Raw genomic sequence first — 17,492 nt, forward strand, 5'->3', positions numbered from 1 at the left:
TAATCTCTTTTAGGGGGTCTTCCGTCGGAATCCCTGCCAAAGTACCTCCGCAACAAACCGTGGTAAAACGGCTTGGCGTTTCCAACGCCTAGGCTCTTTCCACAAGCGATAGAGCCATTCTACATGTAGTTCCTGAATTCGTTTGGGCGCTCGAATCACAGTACCTGCCAACGCATCAAAGCTTCCGCCAACACCTATACTCACGGTTGCCAATCCGCGATGTTCAGCAACCCAAAATTCCTGATAAGGTGCACCCATCCCGACAAGTAGGACATCAGGTCGAAAATGCACGATCCTTTCCAAGACACCAGACTCTTCTTCAGCTTTAAAGTAACCATGCATCACAGCCAAATCAATTTCTGGGTATTCCTGGAGAACCTTATTTGCCGCCTGCTCAGCCACACCTGGTTTCCCTCCGAGAAAAAATACCCGCCATTTCCCCGCATTAGCAGCAGGAAATAACGCCTGAACTAAATCAATCCCTGTCACCCGTTCTTGAACTGGAGTCCCCAACCTCCGAGCAGCCCAAACGACCCCAATTCCATCCGCCGTCACAACATCTGCGGTATTAATAAGCTGCTTCAACCTCTGATCATGTTCAGATGCATAGATCATTTCGGGATTAGCGGTGACCACGCGCATCCGAACCCTTCCTTCCACGGCTTGACGGATCTTCTCCACCGTTTCTAACATGGAATATGCATCTACGTTAACCCCTAGAATAGTTACTCTCATGAAAATCTTTCCTTTCAGACACTTCCTCCACCTAATGAGAAAGTCCAAGGAAACGCCTTATCCGAACAGGTTCTCATTTCGGATAAGGCCACTATCCCCGGACAATTTCAAAGGTTAAACTTATTGGATTAGAAAGCATTCTTCGAACCCTAAAAACATCCATTTAATACTTTGCCCGTACCCAAAGCCACGCAGGAAATCGGATCCTCCGCTAAGCTTACTGGCAAGCCTGTCTCACGGGACAGTCGCGTATCAAAGCCGAACATTAAGGATCCCCCTCCCGTCATAATAATCCCTTTGTCAAGAATATCAGAGGATAATTCAGGAGGAGTCCGTTCCAAAACTTCCTTAACTCCAGCGACAATCGTTTCGACGGATTCCTCAAGGGCCACAAAACACTCTTGGGAATTGACTCTAATGGTTTTAGGCAAACCCGTAATTAAATCCCGTCCTCGCACGTCAATATCCGCTGCTGGACGGCCCTCTGGTATGGCTGAACCGACCGCCATTTTAATTTCTTCTGCAGTACGTTCGCCAATCATGAGATTATGCTCACGGCGAATATACCGGCTAATAGCTTCATCAAATTTATCTCCGCCAACCCGAAGGCTTCGTTTTACCACGATGCCATTAAGCGAAAGCACGGCAATATCTGTTGTCCCTCCACCTATGTCCACAACCATACTTCCGGTTGGACCAGAAATGTCGAGTCCAGCTCCCAAGGCCGCTGCATACGGTTCTTCAACCACTTTAACATCCTTAGCCCCGGCTTGGTAAGCCGCCTGTTTAACTGCCCGTTGTTCGACTTCCGTAACCCCGGAAGGAATGCAAACAACCACTCTCGTCCTGAAAAAAGGCCAGCGCCTAGCGCCTGCTTTCTCAATGAAATATTTCAACATGAGTTCCGTGGTCTGATAATCTGCGATCACCCCATCCCGCATTGGGCGTACAGCCACAATATTCCCAGGTGTTCTGCCTATCATCAAACGGGCTTCTTCTCCGACGGCTATACGTTTACTAGAATTGCGATCAATCGCAATCACGGAGGGCTCATGTAATACAATACCTTTCCCTTTGGCGTAAACCAAAACACTTGCTGTACCTAAATCTATTCCCAGATCAATTCCAAACATTAGCTGAGATACCCCTTTCATCATCAATAGCTTGTCCATCAAGAGATTAATATATAAACAAATAGCATAATCTCCCTCACGGGAGATTCGCTATTATAGTTTAGTACTCACAGTCATTCGTGATTAAATCGCTAATCCCTTTTTTAAGTTTTTAACTTTTTGTACTTTCCCTAAAGTAATTGATTATTGCCTCTTCCAAAAAACTACACTTTTCAATTTTCCTGATATTTTTTTCGAGTTGCCTCTCCTCCGCGAATGTGTCGCTCCGCCTTGTTGGTCTCTAGGATATGCTTTACTTCCATGGATAGCTTCTCATTCACCAAGGGTAATCGTTCTGTCACATCTTTATGTACAGTTGACTTACTAACTCCGAAGACATCAGCCGTTTGCCGAACTGTAGCACTCGATTCCAAGATGTAGGTCCCAATATCGAGCACCCGTTTGCGTATATATTCTTGCATGCAAAGCCCTCCTTCGTCCACAAGTTTAGTACATTTATATGCATACTCAACAAAAAAAGACATCCGTAAAAGGATGTCCTCACTTGGTAAATACTGTGTTATTTAATTCTTGGGGTCTGACCTTTGCACTTCATCTCCATGCCATACTTCGTAGTGAAGTTGGGGTTGATCCCTTGACCCCTCTGCCCCAGGAAATAACCCTACTTGTCCGATCCTTTTCAAAGTCTCTATAGTATCACCACTATTGACACTAAGGTTATCCAGACCTCCGAACGTGACCAGCCAGCCCCCTCCACAGTCTAGGGTCACCTTCTTTCCGAGAATGGGATCCTGTCCTGCAAAAACGACTCTACCTCCATGCGTAGCTCGGATTATTGCTCCCTCCGGTTCGGCATAATCTATGCCCCCATGGAAGAGATAGTCATCAAGGACTTCCGAATAGTAATTGCCTACGTTCCGGAGTACCTTCCCCAGTACTGGGCTGGGAAAGTCTTTAATAGTTAATTCTGTTGTGGCAAAGTTCGCCTGCTTGAGTGATGATTTTTTCTCTTCACTGATTTCTTGACCCTCAATGGAGCTTTTAGAGAGATTTATCTTAGCATCGTTAACTGTTATCCGTTCTTCTGTCTGTGTTGATATCTCAGCAACTTTCCCGTCCCTGGGTTCCGCTGACACACTCACTGGCATTTTTGCAGAAACCTTTTGGACTGTCTTCGTTGTTTGAGCCTTCTCTTGGGAGGATTCGTATAAGGCACTTTGATACCCAATGTAAAGGATTAGTCCCCCTAGTAAAAGAGAACTCCCCCAAACCAAAATCCAGCTTTTATCCCATTTCCATCGGTTCATTCGACTCACCTCTACTGTCTAGCCTTGCCGAATGACGATGCTTTTAGACACTTCGACATCCCTAAAATTCAATTCCACTCCTACTGCTTATGCCCTAACATCATGAGCTTTGTGCCCGGATAATAATGCACCAAAATTTCTTCCACTTTCTTATTCCCTTTTGCCAAATCGTTGGCTCCCCATTGTGACATACCTACAGCATGCCCATTACCATACGTCGTTATAGTAAGGCGCTCCGGTTGCACTACCCATTCGATATCCGTTGAAGAAAGTCCTAGCAATTTTCGCAGTTGGGTTGCTGGATACACTTTGCCCAGCACTCGAACAGTCTTGGCTCTCCCCACCGCAGTTTTTTCTAAAATCTGAAAGTCACCTAATGTAAATGAAGCCGCTGATTTCATGATCCCCAACTTTTTATAAAGCTCTTGAGGGGTATAGGAAAAGCTCTTAATATAGCGTTGTAAGTTCTCTTCGCCAGAACTAACGTTTTGCAAATATGGACGAGGAGAACTCCACACTTCCTCCGACCGCTCGGTAGGTTTTCTTCCGCTACTACTATGGTAATAAGCCTCAATATACTCCCCGTTGGCCACAAGGACCATCCCGCGCGTTTCTGTCACGGCCTTTTGTATCTTACCTCGATAGCGCCAATAATTTAACCATCCCCATTTGCCCCTCATCTGAGCATCAGACAACCAAGCTTGGGTTTGCACAGTAGTATCTACATCATAACCACAATCCTGTTGATTACTAGAACTAAGCCGTCTCGCTGCATAAGTCCGCGCTGCAACGGCCTGGGCCTTTAATGCTTCAGCCTCAAATTCTGCTGGCATTTCGGCGGCCACAACCCCTACCAGATATTCCTCAAGAGGAGATTTTGTAACCCCTCCGTTGGGCATTAAAACTCGAATCTGCACGTCTTCTGAAATCACCTTCTCTTTTTGCCAACGCAAAACACTCCAGGGAATTATTAATACAATACAAAAGGATAACGCAACGAGCCATACCCATTCCTTTTTCATGAACCCTCCTGCGGTACGAGCTTTTTTCTAAATCTATGCAGAAGAGATTTGGAATATGAAATACAAAAAGAACAAGAAGTAGATTAATCTACCCCTTGTTCTTTTTCTACCTCATGGAAAGCCTCATGAACACTGTAACTGACTCCCCCTAATCCTCGCGTACTATATCCGCACCAATGCGAGACAGTTTTTCTTCCACCTTTTCGTAACCACGATCAATGTGATGAATTCCTCGAATAGCAGTTGTCCCTTCCGCTGTCAAGGCTGCCAGTATTAAAGCGGCCCCAGCCCGCAAATCTGTCGCAGTTACTGGTGCAGCATTCAGACGTTGAATCCCTTGTACGATAGCACTCCGTCCCTCGATCTTGATATCCGCACCCATGCGTTTTAGTTCATCCACATGCATAAAACGGTTTTCAAAGACGGTTTCCGTAAATAAACCTGTACCATTGGCTCGAGTTAAAAACGCCATAAATGGGGCCTGCAGATCCGTCGGAAATCCGGGATGTACTTGGGTTTTAATATCGACAGCATTATAAACGCCATCGCCGCTAATCCGAATTCCATCCCCTTCTTCTATCATGCGAACCCCGGCCTCCTCCATTTTGGCAATCAGGGGTTTCAGATGGTCCGCAATCACATTTTGAACTAAGACGTCTCCACCGGTTGCGGCTACAATAAGCAGATAGCTTCCTGCCTCGATACGATCAGGAATTACAGTATGCGAAGTGCTATGAAACTCCCTGACGCCTTCAATATGGATAATGCTAGTACCAGCGCCGCGCACTTTTCCTCCCATCTCGTTCAGAAACGTTGCTAAGTCCACAATTTCGGGCTCTTGTGCAGCATTTTCTATGAGTGTTGTCCCATGGGCCATCGCAGCAGCCATCATAATATTTTCTGTGGCTCCAACGCTTGGGTAGTCTAAGTAAATACGGGCTCCCCTAAGACCTTTTGAAGACACATCCAGAAATCCATGATCCATTTTGACCTCAGCACCTAATGCTTCTAGACCCTTTAAGTGCCAATTAATCGGACGAGAGCCGATAGCGCACCCACCTGGATGGGAAATACGAACATGGCCCTTGCGAGCCAGCAGTGGCCCCATGGTGACAATAGACGCTCTCATCTGAGAAACAAGGTCATAGGGCGCCTCAATACAATCTATCTCATGGGCATGGATCTTCAACGTTGAACCGTTACGCTCAACCGTTGCACCCAAGGCCGAAATAACCTGATTCATTACATTAACATCCAACAGGTCCGGAGCGTCATCTAGTTGAATGGGTTCGGCACATAGTAAACTAGCAGCAATAATTGGAAGTACGGCATTTTTTGCCCCACTCACGGTGATCGTTCCTTCTAGCGATTTGCCGCCTGTTATTGAAAACTTACTCAAATTCTGAAGACACCCCCTATCTCAGATTATAATTACTTCCGGACTTATTAATATTCTCTTTGAACCGCCACTTATCCTGCTTAAATTCGACTATTTTCGTTAAAAAGCACACTAAAATTCTTCTAGCAAAGCGGGCATCGCTAGGACTGTTTGCCCCTCGTTGTTCTTACCGCGACAAAGAAGTTGTATGTTAATCCGGTCTTGCCCGGCCCAAACCTTCGTCTTTAAGTTGCTGTGATAGGCTGCAATGGAAACCGTATTTCCTAATAGGGACCATTGAGCAGGAAGAGCATTTATCTGGCTTAGATAAGCAGAAATGTCTATTGCTTGAGGAACACGTTCATCAATATAAATCTTTCCTCCTACTTTGGCAAGTTGTTGTGCCATAGTAGTATACCACGTATATAGATTTGTTTCCTCGTTTTTATTCACAATATGACTACCAGAAAGAGTTACGGCTACTTTTCCGCTCTCCGTTTGAAGGGATTTTGAGTACCAAACCCAATCCGGCATCGGTCGTTTTGCCCAAATTTCAAGTGGAATATCTCCTTGTTCAAACCAAAGAACGACCTTTACTTCTGCCTCCTTTGACTGGACAATCCCTGAATTAATGAGCATGGGGACTGCCGTTGAAGAGAGCATACGGGCATCTAGAGTTGGCGTCATCATCTGAAAAGCAGCCCGCCCCAAACTTATGAGAAAAATGCATACGACAAGTATGGTCATACTATTTCTGTAGAAACTGCGTTTTGGCTCTAATTGTCCAACAAGCACGTTGAAAACCTCTTTCTCATTCCTATGGTTTTAGCCATAGCTTTACCAAATAATGAGAAAGCTAACATACTTGACCTGGCAAAATTGAATTATAGTACATTTGCTTTATTTCCATAGTGAACTCGTTCAGCTAAAGCTGAACATCGAGACTTCAGTGGGGGAGTCTACCTCCACCGAAGCAGAGCACGGAATACCCACTCCCACTTATAGAAGTGCGAGTCTTGGAAGTGGATAAACTGGACAAAGAAAAAAGGCCTTCTTGAAAGGGCCTTTTTTTCACGGTAACCAAATCCCTAAATTTGAGGGCCTATTTTGAACCTTCTGAGGCATTGATACGAGCCACCGCTCTGCGTAACGCATATTCAGCTCGCTTGATATCAGTCTCACTAGAAGAAGCCGACAATCGTTTCATCGCCCGCTCTTTAGCCTCTAGCGCACGAGGAAGATCGATCTCCTCGCTCAACTCAGCTGTATCTGCAAGTACGGTTGCAGAGTTATCCGCAACTTCGACAAATCCCCCGGCAAGCGCCAATCGCTTAACATTGCCATTAAGCGTGTAGCGGACTACACCGATGTCAAGTCCAGCAATTAACGGTGCGTGATTGGGTAGAATTCCTAGTTCACCTGCTCCACCGGGAAGAACAACAAACTCGACCTCTTCTTTCAGGACATTTCCTTCAGGAGAGACAATTCGCAGTGAGAATGTTCCTGCCATGGCTTATTCCCCCAATGTCTTGGCTTTTTCGATCACTTCTTCTATGGGTCCAACCATAAGGAAGGCGGCCTCAGACAAGTGATCGTATTTTCCATCCGCAATTTCTTTAAAGCCACGAATTGTTTCTTTTAATGGCACATATTTTCCTGGCGAACCCGTGAATGCTTCAGCCACGTGAAACGGTTGGGAAAGGAAACGTTGGATCTTACGTGCCCTCGACACGATGAGTTTTTCTTCTTCAGAAAGCTCATCCATACCAAGGATGGCAATAATATCTTGCAACTCTTTATATTTCTGCAGGATCTGCTGAACACGTCTTGCCACAGCATAATGTTCTTCTCCTAACACCAAAGGTGAAAGGATTCGTGACGAAGAATCCAAGGGGTCCACTGCTGGGTAAATCCCGATTTCAGCAATTGAACGGGACAAAACCGTAGTTGCGTCCAAATGCGCAAATGCAGTTGCCGGAGCTGGGTCTGTCAAGTCATCAGCCGGTACATAGATTGCTTGAACCGAAGTGATCGATCCTTTATGAGTGGAAGTAATCCGCTCTTGTAATTGACCCATTTCCGTAGCCAAGGTTGGTTGATATCCTACTGCCGAAGGCATCCGACCTAGCAGAGCCGAAACCTCTGAACCAGCTTGAGTAAAACGGAAAATGTTGTCAATGAAAAGAAGCACATCTTGGCCTTGATCATCACGGAAGTATTCCGCCATGGTCAGACCCGTTAAACCAACTCGTAGACGCGCACCTGGAGGCTCGTTCATTTGACCGAACACCATGGCCGTTTTGTCGATAACGCCGGATTCCTTCATTTCGTTCCAGAGGTCGTTTCCTTCACGTGTCCGTTCACCAACACCAGCAAATACGGAAAGTCCACCATGTTCTTTAGCAATATTATTGATTAGTTCCATAATAAGTACCGTCTTGCCTACGCCGGCGCCACCGAAAAGTCCGATTTTTCCGCCCTTAGAGTACGGAGCTAGTAAGTCAATGACCTTAATTCCCGTTTCCAATATCCGAGTCGAAGGTTCTTGATCCGCAAACGCTGGTGCGGGTCGATGAATCGGATAATGGGTGTCGGAGTTGACTTCTCCAGCATTATCAATAGGCTCACCTAACACACTAACCATTCTTCCCAGCGTTGCTGGGCCCACAGGTACCGTTATCGGTGCCCCAGTGTCGATTGCGTCAATACCCCGTTGCAACCCATCCGTAGAGGACATTGCAACCGTACGTACTGTGTTATTTCCGAGATGTTGAGCTACCTCTAAGGTTATGTTAAGGTTCTGCTCAGGAACCTTAATCTGAATGGCGCTATATATTGCCGGCAGTTGGTCGGGCTTAAACTCAACGTCAACTACCGCTCCCAAAACTTGCAAAACCTTGCCGATATTCACAGGCGCGAAACCTCCTTTTTGGGTATTTCCAGCAGCTTATTCTAAGGAAGCTGCTCCTGAGACGATTTCGGATATTTCAGTCGTGATCGCCGCTTGTCGGGCTCTATTCATCGCCAGCGATAACTTCTCAATCATATCCTTGGCATTATCCGTAGCCGAACTCATTGCCGTCATTCGAGCCCCTTGCTCACTCGCTTTTCCATCTAGGATCGTCCGAAAGATCTGCGTTTCAACATACTTAGGCAACAGACTGTTCAGGATATCTTCAGCAGACGGCTCAAAAATGTACTGTTTACCTTGTTTGCCTTCAGGTTGTTCGATCGGAAGTAATTTGATTTGCGAGGGTCTCTGAGTCATCGCAGTGACGAATTCGGTATATAAGATATACACCTCATCCGCTTCGCCCTGCTCATAAAGGCGAACCACTTCCTGGGCAATCTCTTTGGCTTTATTATAACTCGGATCGTCACCAAGTCCCGTATACTCAGCCAAAAACTCAATTTTACCGCGCCGGAAGAAATCTCGACCTTTGCGGCCTACAGTCACCAACTTAACCTCTTGCTGTGTTTCGGCAATTAGTCCACTGGTCTTCCGAATGAGGTTGGCATTGTACCCTCCGCAGAGACCTCGATCCGAAGTTATCAGCACATAAACCACCTTTTGCACAGGCCGCTTTTTCAAGAGCGGATGAATAGCATCTACCGGAGCCTGTGCTAGGCGTTCCAAGACCCCTTGCAATTGGCGTGCATAGGGACGAGCAGCGTTAAGTTTTAGTTGGGCTTTCCTGAGTTTGGCCGCGGATACCATTTTCATCGCCTTGGTGATTTGCTGCATATTGCGAACGCTGCGAATCCGACGACGAATATCTTGTGCTCCTGCCACCTCGTTCACCTACTCCTTTTTAATCTAGGCCAAAAATCCCTGCTTGAACTCATTAATCGCTTTTTCAAGCTCGGCGATCATTTCCTTGGAGAGCGCCTTCTCAGTTCGAATCTTTTCCAACAGGTCAGCCTTCACGGAGCGCATGAAGCGCAGGTATTCTTCTTCAAATTTCCCGATTTTGTCTACATCAAGCTCGTCGATAAATCCTTTAACTGCCGCGTAGATAACTACGACTTCTTCTTCAACAGGCGAAGGTGTATACTGGCCCTGCTTGAGAATTTCCAGTGTCCGCTGACCACGCGTGAGCCGCATTTGGGTGACTTTATCTAAGTCCGATCCAAACTGAGCAAAGGCTGCCAACTCACGATATGAGGCAAGATCCAAACGAAGTTGTCCTGCGACTTGCTTCATTGCTTTAATTTGAGCGGAACCCCCTACCCGCGAGACGGAAATACCTACGTTAATAGCAGGCCGGAATCCCGAGTTGAAGAGGTCAGCTTCAAGAAAGATCTGACCATCTGTGATAGAAATCACGTTTGTCGGAATATAAGCGGACACATCACCTGCTTGAGTCTCGATTATTGGGAGCGCAGTCATAGACCCGCCACCAAGTTCATCAGACAGCTTAGCAGCACGCTCTAACAAACGAGAGTGGAGATAGAAAACGTCTCCCGGATATGCTTCTCGACCAGGAGGCCGTTTGAGTAACAAGGAAAGTTCACGGTATGCGACAGCTTGTTTAGAAAGGTCATCATAGACAATCAAAACATGCTTGCCATTGTACATGAATTCTTCGCCCATAGTGCAGCCAGAATAAGGAGCAATATAGACCATTGGGGCAGGTTCAGATGCGGTAGCCGCTACTACTATACTATAGGACATGGCATCGTGATCTTCTAACGTCTTAACGACGCTGGCAACGGTTGACGCTTTTTGTCCGACAGCAACATAAATACAAATGATGTCTTGCCCTTTTTGGTTGATGATCGTATCGATGGCCACCGCAGTTTTACCGGTTTGACGGTCACCAATGATCAACTCACGCTGACCGCGACCAATGGGAACCATGGCATCAATCGATTTAAGACCGGTTTGTAACGGTTCATGCACGGATTTCCGAGCTGCAACCCCAGAAGCTTTGTTTTCAATCGAGCGGAATTTATCGGTCGCAATTTCTCCTTTGCCGTCAATTGGCTGACCGAGGGCATTAACCACACGACCAATTAAAGCCTCGCCCACTGGAACTTCCACAATCCGGCCTGTCCTCTTGACCTGGTCACCCTCTTTAATTCCTAAGTAAGATCCCAGAATAACACAACCGATATTGTCTTCTTCAAGGTTCATGGCCATCCCGTAAATGTTGCCGGGAAACTCTAAAAGCTCACCAGCCATGGCCTTTTCTAAACCGTAAACACGGGCAATTCCGTCCCCGACTTGGATAACTGTCCCCACATCGATGATATCGACAGACGTCTCATAGCGTTCGATTTGCTGTTTGATAATAGAACTGATTTCTTCTGGACGCAAGTTCATCCTGTTATTTCACCCCTACTTCCTGAGGTTTCTCCGAGGTTCTACGTAAATCCTCACGCATTTTATTTAAAGCATGGGCGATGGTCCCGTCCATCACACGATCTCCGACCTGCACAAGAACCCCACCTATGAGTTCACCTCGAACTTCGCTTATTATGCGGACGTCTTTTCCTGTCAGTCGTCCAATGGCCTTCTTTAGTTCGTCAAGTTGAGAAGCACTCAGCTCTATGGCACTAGTAACTTTCGCTTCCACGACTTGACGCGCCTCATCAGCCAACCGAGTAAACTCACGTTGAATGAGCGGCAAGAGGTTTTCTCTCTTCCTGTCAATCAAAAGGTAGAAGAAACGACGAGTTATTTCACCAAAATCTTCTCCCAATAACTTGTCCATAATGGATTTTTTAACGCTTAGAGAAATATGGGGATGAAGCAAGGCGTTTTTAACCTCAGCATTTTCTTCCACCAGCTTTGTAAGTTCACGCAAATCGGTATCAATCGGATCAAGGGACGTCTCGGAGGCAATTTCAAACAAGGCCTGAGAATACCTTCGAGCAAGTGATCCATTTATCATTGCATATCCCCTACTTCTTGAATGAATTGTTCAATGAGCTGTCCTTGGCCCTTCATGTCAAGCTTTTGTCGAATAATCTTTTCAGCCACTAGGACTGACAAATCGGCAACTTGAGCTTTAACCTCAGAAATCGCCCGATCACGTTCGCGTTCAATATCAACAAGGGCAGATTTCTTGATTTTCTCAGCTTCTACGTGGGATTCAGCTAAGATTTCAGCTGAGCGTGCTTCGCTTACCTTTGTAGCCTTAGCAATCACTTCTTGGGCTTCTTGGCGAGCTTTACGCATTTCTTCTTGGTATTCGCGTTTTATTTGCTCTGCCTGTTGTCGTTCATTTTCTGCCTGAGCAAGCATGGATTCGATGTTGCTCCGCCGTTCTTCCATCATTTTCATCAGCGGACCCCAAGCTTTTTTACTGAGCAGCCAAACGAGCAACAGGAAAGATAAGACCGTAGCTAATACCGTATAGTCAAATTGAATAGGATTCCCACCCAATGGTCTACCCCCCTCTCGAGTCTGATTGACGTCGGGATGATTTTTTTCAAGGGGGAACTCTCGTTCCCCCTTGAATTAAGATGGGCCGTATTCTTAGCCCAGTACACGAACTTACTTTGTAAACATAAGCAACAGAGCAAGAACCCAGCTAAGGAGTGGCAAAGCCTCGATCAAACCAACACCAATAAACATGGTAGCTTGCAATGTCCCTTTAGCCTCAGGTTGGCGAGCAATGCCCTCCACCGTTTTGCTAATAACATTACCATTACCAATTGATGCTCCAAGGGCTGCTAATCCAGCAGCAATCCCTGCACCAAGGGCAGCAGCAGCAGATACGTCCATGGGAATTTCCTCCTTTCTTGTTTCCAATAATTTGTAAGTATTATTCCCTCAGTGAGCCTAAAAGATCACTGAAAAATGACACCAAAATGAACCGCCTAATGTTCTGTAGCCGTAACAGCCTGCGATATGTAAGCTGTAGTCAGTACCACAAACACGTACGATTGGATGGATCCGATAAAAATACTAAAGGCCAGCCAAATTGTCGTCGGAATAATCCCAGGCAACACCCAGATTCCCGGAAGCATAAGAATAACCTTAAGTAGAATTTCACCGGCAAAGATGTTTCCGAAAAGACGAAAGGCCAGTGTCATCGGTTTGGAAATCAAGTCAATGGCGTGAATGAGAACGAACACTGGATTGGGTTCTATAAAGTGATGGAAATAATGGACTCCCTTATACTTAATACCTAAGGAAACGACTAAAATAATGGTTAACAAGGCAAGAGACGCTGTTGTGTTAATATCAGCGGTTGGTGACTGCAACGATGGCCCCTCGAAAATCTTGTTTAATTGGGCAAATTCTATGTGGAAATGTTCAAAAAGGTTAAATGTAAAGTTTGGGATGAGACCAAGCATATTGGAAAAGAAAACAAACAAGATTAACGTTAACAAATAACCTAGCAGTGGGCGTCCCTTTTCATCGTCCATGTTATCGGATACAAGATTACGGACGAAATCAACAATCCACTCTAAGACATTTTGCATTTTACCAGGTTTACCGCTGGTTAAATGCCGTACCCCAAGATAACAGAACAACAAGATCGCAGCCATGGCAGTCCAGGTCATAATTAATGTCTTAGCGTGAAACGTCATATTTCCCAAATGCCACAAAACTAGCTCTTCTTTATGCACTTTTTTTATCACCCCTTTCTGCTGAATTTTGATGTATTGCAACGGTGATGAATGAAGCTATCACCCCGAAAGCAATCCCTAACGCTAAGCTGTAGAGCCAACTCGCTTGGAAGCGAGCGACAGCCACGACAACAAGAGTGATCATACCCAATCGAGCCAATAAGCTCCGCCGCATCTGCCCGAGCGCTGACCGAGTATCAAGTTCTGAACTGCGCAGCACATCGCGACGAAACCAAATAGTATATCCAAATCCTACCCAGTATCCAACCAAACTACCCATAAAGGTCGGTTGGCCTGTTATTGCTATCACAATCAACACACAAGCCGTTCCACTCCATAAGGCTACGAAGCTACTCTTCATCATTTGATGCCCCAAACTCTTTTAAAGTGATAACAAGATAGCCCCCTCCGAGTGCCAATCCGCTTAACATTAAAATTATTGTTAACCATGGCCGAGTGCTCCAGCGTGCATCTAGATAACGCCCTAGCAAAAATCCTCCCCCGACCAATCCTGCCAACGATGAAGCAATGCTTGATCCGACCGCGACGCCTTTTTGCCATGCTTTCTTGTTCACTGCATCTAATCCCTTTTCAGTCATTTTAGAACGAGTCAACTAGACTTTTCGTTGATTTTTGCTTGCCTGAGCTATCCTTTTAGTTTTGAATTTTCTAGAAGTTTCTTACAAATATGCTTGTATTTATAGTTTAACACATTTCAGCATTACTTTGTACTTTTTTATACAACATAGTTAAATTTTATCTCTGCAGTTAATTTTCCGCAATAATTGATACAATTTTTATGGCCGCGGACCCATCTCCGTAAGGATTTATAGCCATTGCCATTTTCTGATAGGCAGTTTGGTCGCCCAGAAGGCGCTTTAGTTCAGAGAATACGCTTTCGTAATTAGTGCCCACGAGAGATACCGTCCCTGCATCCACTGCTTCAGGCCGTTCAGTAGTATCTCTCACCACTAAGACCGGAACTCCAAGGGATGGAGCTTCTTCCTGAATCCCCCCCGAGTCTGTCAAAATTAAATGTGCACGTGCCATTAGATTTACAAAGGGCTCATAGTCCAGCGGTTCAACAAGATTGACTCGGGGATGGGCTCCCAATACCTCAGTGACCACTTTTCGCACCTTGGGATTTTTATGTACTGGAAACACAACATGCGTATCCGGGAATGTTTCAAGCATACTTTTTAAGGCCTGATAAATCTGACGCATCGGTTCACCGAGGTTTTCCCGACGGTGTGTTGTGACGAGAACCATCCTTGACTTTTTACCCTGCTTTAGAATCGCTTGAATTTCAGGATCAAGAAAACTATACTCTGGTTTCACAGTTGCTAACAAAGCATCAATGACTGTATTGCCTGTTACGAAAATTTTCTCTGGGGCGATCCCTTCTTGCAGGAGATTCCGTTTTGCCGTCTCTGTAGGGGCGAAATGAAAATCTGTCAGAACGCTTGCTAATCTACGATTCATTTCTTCTGGAAATGGGGAATACTTATTTCCCGTTCGCAGCCCGGCTTCTACATGCCCGACTGGAATTTGCGCATAAAATGCAGCAAGTGCAGCCACAAACGTGGTTGTTGTGTCCCCATGCACCAACACAAGATCAGGGAGTTCACGTTGAAAAACCACTTTGAGCCCACTCAGCGCACGTGTCGTGATTTCTGTTAACGTTTGCCCCTGCTTCATGAGATTTAGATCAAAATCGGGAACCATTTTAAACAGCTTTAAAACTTGATCTAACATCTCGCGATGCTGAGCTGTCACGGCAACCTGACAAAGGATGGATTCTTTCTGGCGAAGCGCTTGGATCACTGGAGCCATTTTTATGGCCTCCGGGCGCGTACCAAACACAACCATCACTTTTTTTCGATTTATCACGTATTATACCCTCCGATTGACATGCCAATCACTTAAAATTATTTAATTAGGAAGAGCGAACGACATATCACGTTTATGATTCGGTAAGTTGTTCAAACTCTAATCCTGCTTCTCTCGCCATATCCACTGCCAACTGATCTGGATAAGAATGAACATAGACCACACGTTTCACTCCAACATTAATCAGCAATTTTGTACATAGTGCGCAAGGCTGATGGGTCACATAGAGATCCGCCCCCCTAATTGCGACCCCATGTTTAGCCGCCTGTACAAGAGCATTTTGCTCCGCATGTACAGCACGGCAGATCTCATGTCGTTCCCCAGAAGGAACGCCTAAGCTCTGCCGTAGACAACCGACTTCATCACAATGTTGGAGTCCCGAGGGACTCCCATTATATCCTGTGCTCAAAATTTGTTTGTCCTTGACTATTACAGAACCGACCTGGCGGCGCAGACAGGTTGAACGCCCAGCCACCACATGTGCCATCTGCATAAAGTAACTATCCCAGCTTGGACGTTTTCCTCGTGTCATCATTTCGTCCCAAACAGCCGATCCCCAGCATCGCCAAGCCCTGGTATAATATAACCGTGATCGTTCAAACGCTCATCCACTGCCGCGACAAAAATATCCACGTCGTCATGTTTGCTTTGTACGGCTTGAATCCCTTCCGGAGCCGCAATTAGGCACATCAATTTAATATTTTTAGCGCCACGATCTTTTAAGAACGTAATCGCCGCGGATGCTGACCCACCCGTTGCCAACATGGGATCAATGACAATAAGGTCTCGTTCAGCAATGTCACTCGGTAACTTGCAATAGTATTCCACAGGCGAAAGAGTCTCAGGATCCCGATAAAGACCCACATGCCCAACCCTTGCTGCGGGGATCAAACGGAGCATCCCATCAACCATCCCTAACCCTGCACGCAAGATCGGAACTAAGCCAACTTTTCGACCGGCAAGCACTTTAGACTTTGCAAGTGCAACTGGTGTTTGTACTTCTACTTCTTGCAGGGGGAAGTCACGGGTTACCTCATAGGCCATCAACATCGCGACTTCCTCTACTAGTTCCCTAAATTCCTTTGAGCCAGTCTTTTCATCGCGAATAAGGGACAACTTGTGCTGAATTAGAGGATGATCAAGAACTTGAAGCTTTGCCATGGTTCCGGTCTCAACTCCTAATTTAAATTAGCGTATAAGGGATACTCAGTGCATAACGTACTGACGATTTCCCGTGCTTTCGCTAGTTTATCAGGTTCATGGTGTGAGGTCAAGGCGAGGTCCATCGCCTCCGCAATTTGCTTCATAGCCTCCGTGTTCATGCCACGCGTTGTGACTGCAGGCGTCCCCAGTCGAATCCCACTTGTGACAAAGGGACTTTCTGTATCAAAGGGTATGGTGTTTTTATTTACAGTAATACCTACTTCATGCAAAATACTTTCTGCTTCTTTTCCCGTTAACTTTTTAGTCCGTACGTCCACAAGCATAAGATGGTTGTCCGTGCCGCCTGAGACCAAACGGAAGCCTCGATCGACCAACGCTTGGGCCAACGCTTGGGCATTTTCCACAATTCGAGTTTGGTACGCTTTAAAGTCTGGTTGAAGGGCTTCGCCAAAGGCCACTGCCTTTGCAGCGATAACATGCATAAGAGGGCCCCCTTGAATTCCCGGGAAAATGGCCTTATCAATTGCTTGAGCATACTCGGCCTTACAGAGAATTAAACCACCGCGCGGGCCTCTTAAAGTCTTGTGAGTAGTCGATGTCACAAAGTGCGCATAAGGGACTGGAGAAGGATGTAAGTCTGCAGCCACTAGTCCAGCAAAATGCGCCATATCCACCATTAAATAGGCGCCCACTTCATCTGCAATTTCGCGCATTTTGGTAAAGTCAATAATCCTCGGATAAGCGCTCGCCCCTGCTACAATCATCTTTGGCTTATGCTCTTGAGCTAGTTTTCGAACTTGTTCATAGTCAATACGTTCCGTTTTCGAATCAACGCCATAGGAAACAAAGTTAAAATAGACCCCCGAGATATTTACCGGGCTCCCATGGGTCAAGTGTCCTCCGTGGGATAAATTCATTCCAAGGACCGTATCTCCAGGTTTCAACATAGCGAAATAGACCGCCATATTAGCTTGGGACCCGGAATGAGGCTGGACATTAGCGTGCTCTGCACCGAAAATCTCCTTAATCCGTTCGCGCGCTAATTTTTCGACAACATCGACAAACTCGCATCCGCCATAATACCGTTTATCCGGATATCCTTCAGCATACTTATTGGTCATAACAGATCCTTGGGCGGCCATAACTGCCCTGCTGACAAAGTTTTCTGACGCAATCAATTCAATGGTGCTTCTCTGACGATTCTCTTCTTGTTCGATTGCTTTAGCAACTTCGAGGTCTTGGGGTTTTACCCATTGGTTGATATAATCCATTTCTATTC

At 45.9% G+C, this 17,492-nt stretch carries 21 protein-coding genes; all 21 read right to left on the reverse strand.

Annotation, left to right across the window (positions count from 1 at the left end; translation table 11 throughout):
• Positions 1-9: 9 nt before the first annotated feature.
• Positions 10-735 carry a WecB/TagA/CpsF family glycosyltransferase gene (locus DSOL_RS00530; RefSeq protein ID WP_075362949.1) on the reverse strand — a complete coding sequence of 242 codons (726 nt, stop codon included), beginning with the start codon at positions 733-735 and terminating at the stop codon, positions 10-12.
• Between the two features lie 149 nt (positions 736-884).
• Positions 885-1,868, reverse strand: a complete 984-nt coding sequence (gene mreB / locus DSOL_RS00535; protein ID WP_075362950.1) for a rod shape-determining protein MreB — start codon at positions 1,866-1,868, stop codon at positions 885-887.
• A 212-nt stretch (positions 1,869-2,080) separates the two neighbouring features.
• Complete coding sequence (spoIIID, locus tag DSOL_RS00540) at positions 2,081-2,329, reverse strand: sporulation transcriptional regulator SpoIIID (RefSeq protein WP_009619498.1); 249 nt, start codon at positions 2,327-2,329, stop codon at positions 2,081-2,083.
• A gap of 102 nt (positions 2,330-2,431) precedes the next feature.
• Positions 2,432-3,175, reverse strand: a complete 744-nt coding sequence (locus tag DSOL_RS00545) for a M23 family metallopeptidase (RefSeq protein ID WP_075362951.1) — start codon at positions 3,173-3,175, stop codon at positions 2,432-2,434.
• A gap of 80 nt (positions 3,176-3,255) precedes the next feature.
• Complete coding sequence (gene spoIID / locus DSOL_RS00550; RefSeq protein ID WP_075362952.1) at positions 3,256-4,197, reverse strand: stage II sporulation protein D; 942 nt, start codon at positions 4,195-4,197, stop codon at positions 3,256-3,258.
• A gap of 148 nt (positions 4,198-4,345) precedes the next feature.
• Positions 4,346-5,596 (reverse strand): UDP-N-acetylglucosamine 1-carboxyvinyltransferase, encoded by a 1,251-nt coding sequence (gene murA, locus DSOL_RS00555; RefSeq protein WP_075362953.1) that lies wholly within the window; start codon positions 5,594-5,596, stop codon positions 4,346-4,348.
• Positions 5,597-5,707: 111 nt separating this feature from the next.
• Positions 5,708-6,370 (reverse strand): hypothetical protein, encoded by a 663-nt coding sequence (locus tag DSOL_RS00560; RefSeq protein WP_075362954.1) that lies wholly within the window; start codon positions 6,368-6,370, stop codon positions 5,708-5,710.
• 307 nt (positions 6,371-6,677) lie between these two features.
• Positions 6,678-7,085, reverse strand: coding sequence for a F0F1 ATP synthase subunit epsilon (locus tag DSOL_RS00565; protein ID WP_075362955.1), 408 nt, complete (start codon positions 7,083-7,085; stop codon positions 6,678-6,680).
• Positions 7,086-7,088: 3 nt separating this feature from the next.
• The gene (gene atpD, locus DSOL_RS00570) at positions 7,089-8,486 is read right to left on the reverse strand and encodes a F0F1 ATP synthase subunit beta (RefSeq protein WP_075362956.1); all 1,398 of its coding nucleotides are present in this window, start codon (positions 8,484-8,486) and stop codon (positions 7,089-7,091) included.
• Positions 8,487-8,522: 36 nt separating this feature from the next.
• Complete coding sequence (gene atpG, locus DSOL_RS00575) at positions 8,523-9,368, reverse strand: ATP synthase F1 subunit gamma (protein ID WP_075362957.1); 846 nt, start codon at positions 9,366-9,368, stop codon at positions 8,523-8,525.
• Between the two features lie 24 nt (positions 9,369-9,392).
• Positions 9,393-10,901: a F0F1 ATP synthase subunit alpha gene (atpA, locus tag DSOL_RS00580; protein WP_075362958.1), complete on the reverse strand. Its 1,509-nt coding sequence runs from the start codon at positions 10,899-10,901 to the stop codon at positions 9,393-9,395.
• A 4-nt stretch (positions 10,902-10,905) separates the two neighbouring features.
• Positions 10,906-11,472 carry an ATP synthase F1 subunit delta gene (gene atpH, locus DSOL_RS00585; protein WP_075362959.1) on the reverse strand — a complete coding sequence of 189 codons (567 nt, stop codon included), beginning with the start codon at positions 11,470-11,472 and terminating at the stop codon, positions 10,906-10,908.
• Complete coding sequence (gene atpF / locus DSOL_RS00590; RefSeq protein WP_075362960.1) at positions 11,469-11,966, reverse strand: F0F1 ATP synthase subunit B; 498 nt, start codon at positions 11,964-11,966, stop codon at positions 11,469-11,471. The genes atpH and atpF overlap by 4 nt, the downstream gene beginning before the upstream one ends.
• A 111-nt stretch (positions 11,967-12,077) precedes the next feature.
• Positions 12,078-12,308 (reverse strand): F0F1 ATP synthase subunit C, encoded by a 231-nt coding sequence (atpE, locus tag DSOL_RS00595; protein WP_075362961.1) that lies wholly within the window; start codon positions 12,306-12,308, stop codon positions 12,078-12,080.
• A 95-nt stretch (positions 12,309-12,403) separates the two neighbouring features.
• Positions 12,404-13,120, reverse strand: a complete 717-nt coding sequence (gene atpB / locus DSOL_RS00600; protein ID WP_075363096.1) for a F0F1 ATP synthase subunit A — start codon at positions 13,118-13,120, stop codon at positions 12,404-12,406.
• A gap of 31 nt (positions 13,121-13,151) precedes the next feature.
• Positions 13,152-13,523 carry a hypothetical protein gene (locus DSOL_RS00605; RefSeq protein ID WP_075362962.1) on the reverse strand — a complete coding sequence of 124 codons (372 nt, stop codon included), beginning with the start codon at positions 13,521-13,523 and terminating at the stop codon, positions 13,152-13,154.
• A complete protein-coding gene (locus DSOL_RS00610; RefSeq protein ID WP_075363097.1) occupies positions 13,510-13,758 on the reverse strand; it encodes an AtpZ/AtpI family protein in 249 nt (82 codons plus the stop codon). The genes DSOL_RS00605 and DSOL_RS00610 overlap by 14 nt, the downstream gene beginning before the upstream one ends.
• 169 nt (positions 13,759-13,927) lie before the next feature.
• The gene (gene wecB, locus DSOL_RS00615) at positions 13,928-15,028 is read right to left on the reverse strand and encodes a non-hydrolyzing UDP-N-acetylglucosamine 2-epimerase (RefSeq protein WP_083642266.1); all 1,101 of its coding nucleotides are present in this window, start codon (positions 15,026-15,028) and stop codon (positions 13,928-13,930) included.
• Between the two features lie 94 nt (positions 15,029-15,122).
• Positions 15,123-15,581 carry a deoxycytidylate deaminase gene (locus tag DSOL_RS00620; protein WP_075362964.1) on the reverse strand — a complete coding sequence of 153 codons (459 nt, stop codon included), beginning with the start codon at positions 15,579-15,581 and terminating at the stop codon, positions 15,123-15,125.
• Complete coding sequence (gene upp / locus DSOL_RS00625) at positions 15,581-16,210, reverse strand: uracil phosphoribosyltransferase (protein ID WP_075362965.1); 630 nt, start codon at positions 16,208-16,210, stop codon at positions 15,581-15,583. The genes DSOL_RS00620 and upp overlap by 1 nt, the downstream gene beginning before the upstream one ends.
• Positions 16,211-16,227: 17 nt before the next feature.
• A complete protein-coding gene (locus tag DSOL_RS00630; protein WP_075362966.1) occupies positions 16,228-17,484 on the reverse strand; it encodes a serine hydroxymethyltransferase in 1,257 nt (418 codons plus the stop codon).
• Positions 17,485-17,492 lie beyond the last annotated feature (8 nt).

It is taken from the genome of Desulfosporosinus metallidurans, assembly GCF_001936615.1.
GTDB classification, from domain to species: Bacteria; Bacillota; Desulfitobacteriia; order Desulfitobacteriales; family Desulfitobacteriaceae; genus Desulfosporosinus; species Desulfosporosinus metallidurans.

Excerpts from the sequence above, each read along its gene's own strand:
- DSOL_RS00530 (WP_075362949.1), bottom strand. The coding sequence starts at position 735 with ATGAGAGTAACTATTCTAGGGGTTAACGTAGATGCATATTCCATGTTA.
- mreB (WP_075362950.1), bottom strand. The coding sequence starts at position 1,868 with ATGTTTGGAATTGATCTGGGAATAGATTTAGGTACAGCAAGTGTTTTG.
- spoIIID (WP_009619498.1), bottom strand. The coding sequence starts at position 2,329 with ATGCAAGAATATATACGCAAACGGGTGCTCGATATTGGGACCTACATC.
- DSOL_RS00545 (WP_075362951.1), bottom strand. The coding sequence starts at position 3,175 with ATGAACCGATGGAAATGGGATAAAAGCTGGATTTTGGTTTGGGGGAGT.
- spoIID (WP_075362952.1), bottom strand. The coding sequence starts at position 4,197 with ATGAAAAAGGAATGGGTATGGCTCGTTGCGTTATCCTTTTGTATTGTA.
- DSOL_RS00565 (WP_075362955.1), bottom strand. The coding sequence starts at position 7,085 with ATGGCAGGAACATTCTCACTGCGAATTGTCTCTCCTGAAGGAAATGTC.
- atpA (WP_075362958.1), bottom strand. The coding sequence starts at position 10,901 with ATGAACTTGCGTCCAGAAGAAATCAGTTCTATTATCAAACAGCAAATC.
- atpH (WP_075362959.1), bottom strand. The coding sequence starts at position 11,472 with ATGATAAATGGATCACTTGCTCGAAGGTATTCTCAGGCCTTGTTTGAA.
- atpE (WP_075362961.1), bottom strand. The coding sequence starts at position 12,308 with ATGGACGTATCTGCTGCTGCTGCCCTTGGTGCAGGGATTGCTGCTGGA.
- atpB (WP_075363096.1), bottom strand. The coding sequence starts at position 13,120 with ATGACGTTTCACGCTAAGACATTAATTATGACCTGGACTGCCATGGCT.
- DSOL_RS00605 (WP_075362962.1), bottom strand. The coding sequence starts at position 13,523 with ATGATGAAGAGTAGCTTCGTAGCCTTATGGAGTGGAACGGCTTGTGTG.
- DSOL_RS00610 (WP_075363097.1), bottom strand. The coding sequence starts at position 13,758 with ATGACTGAAAAGGGATTAGATGCAGTGAACAAGAAAGCATGGCAAAAA.
- wecB (WP_083642266.1), bottom strand. The coding sequence starts at position 15,028 with ATGGTTGTGTTTGGTACGCGCCCGGAGGCCATAAAAATGGCTCCAGTG.
- DSOL_RS00620 (WP_075362964.1), bottom strand. The coding sequence starts at position 15,581 with ATGACACGAGGAAAACGTCCAAGCTGGGATAGTTACTTTATGCAGATG.
- upp (WP_075362965.1), bottom strand. The coding sequence starts at position 16,210 with ATGGCAAAGCTTCAAGTTCTTGATCATCCTCTAATTCAGCACAAGTTG.
- DSOL_RS00630 (WP_075362966.1), bottom strand. The coding sequence starts at position 17,484 with ATGGATTATATCAACCAATGGGTAAAACCCCAAGACCTCGAAGTTGCT.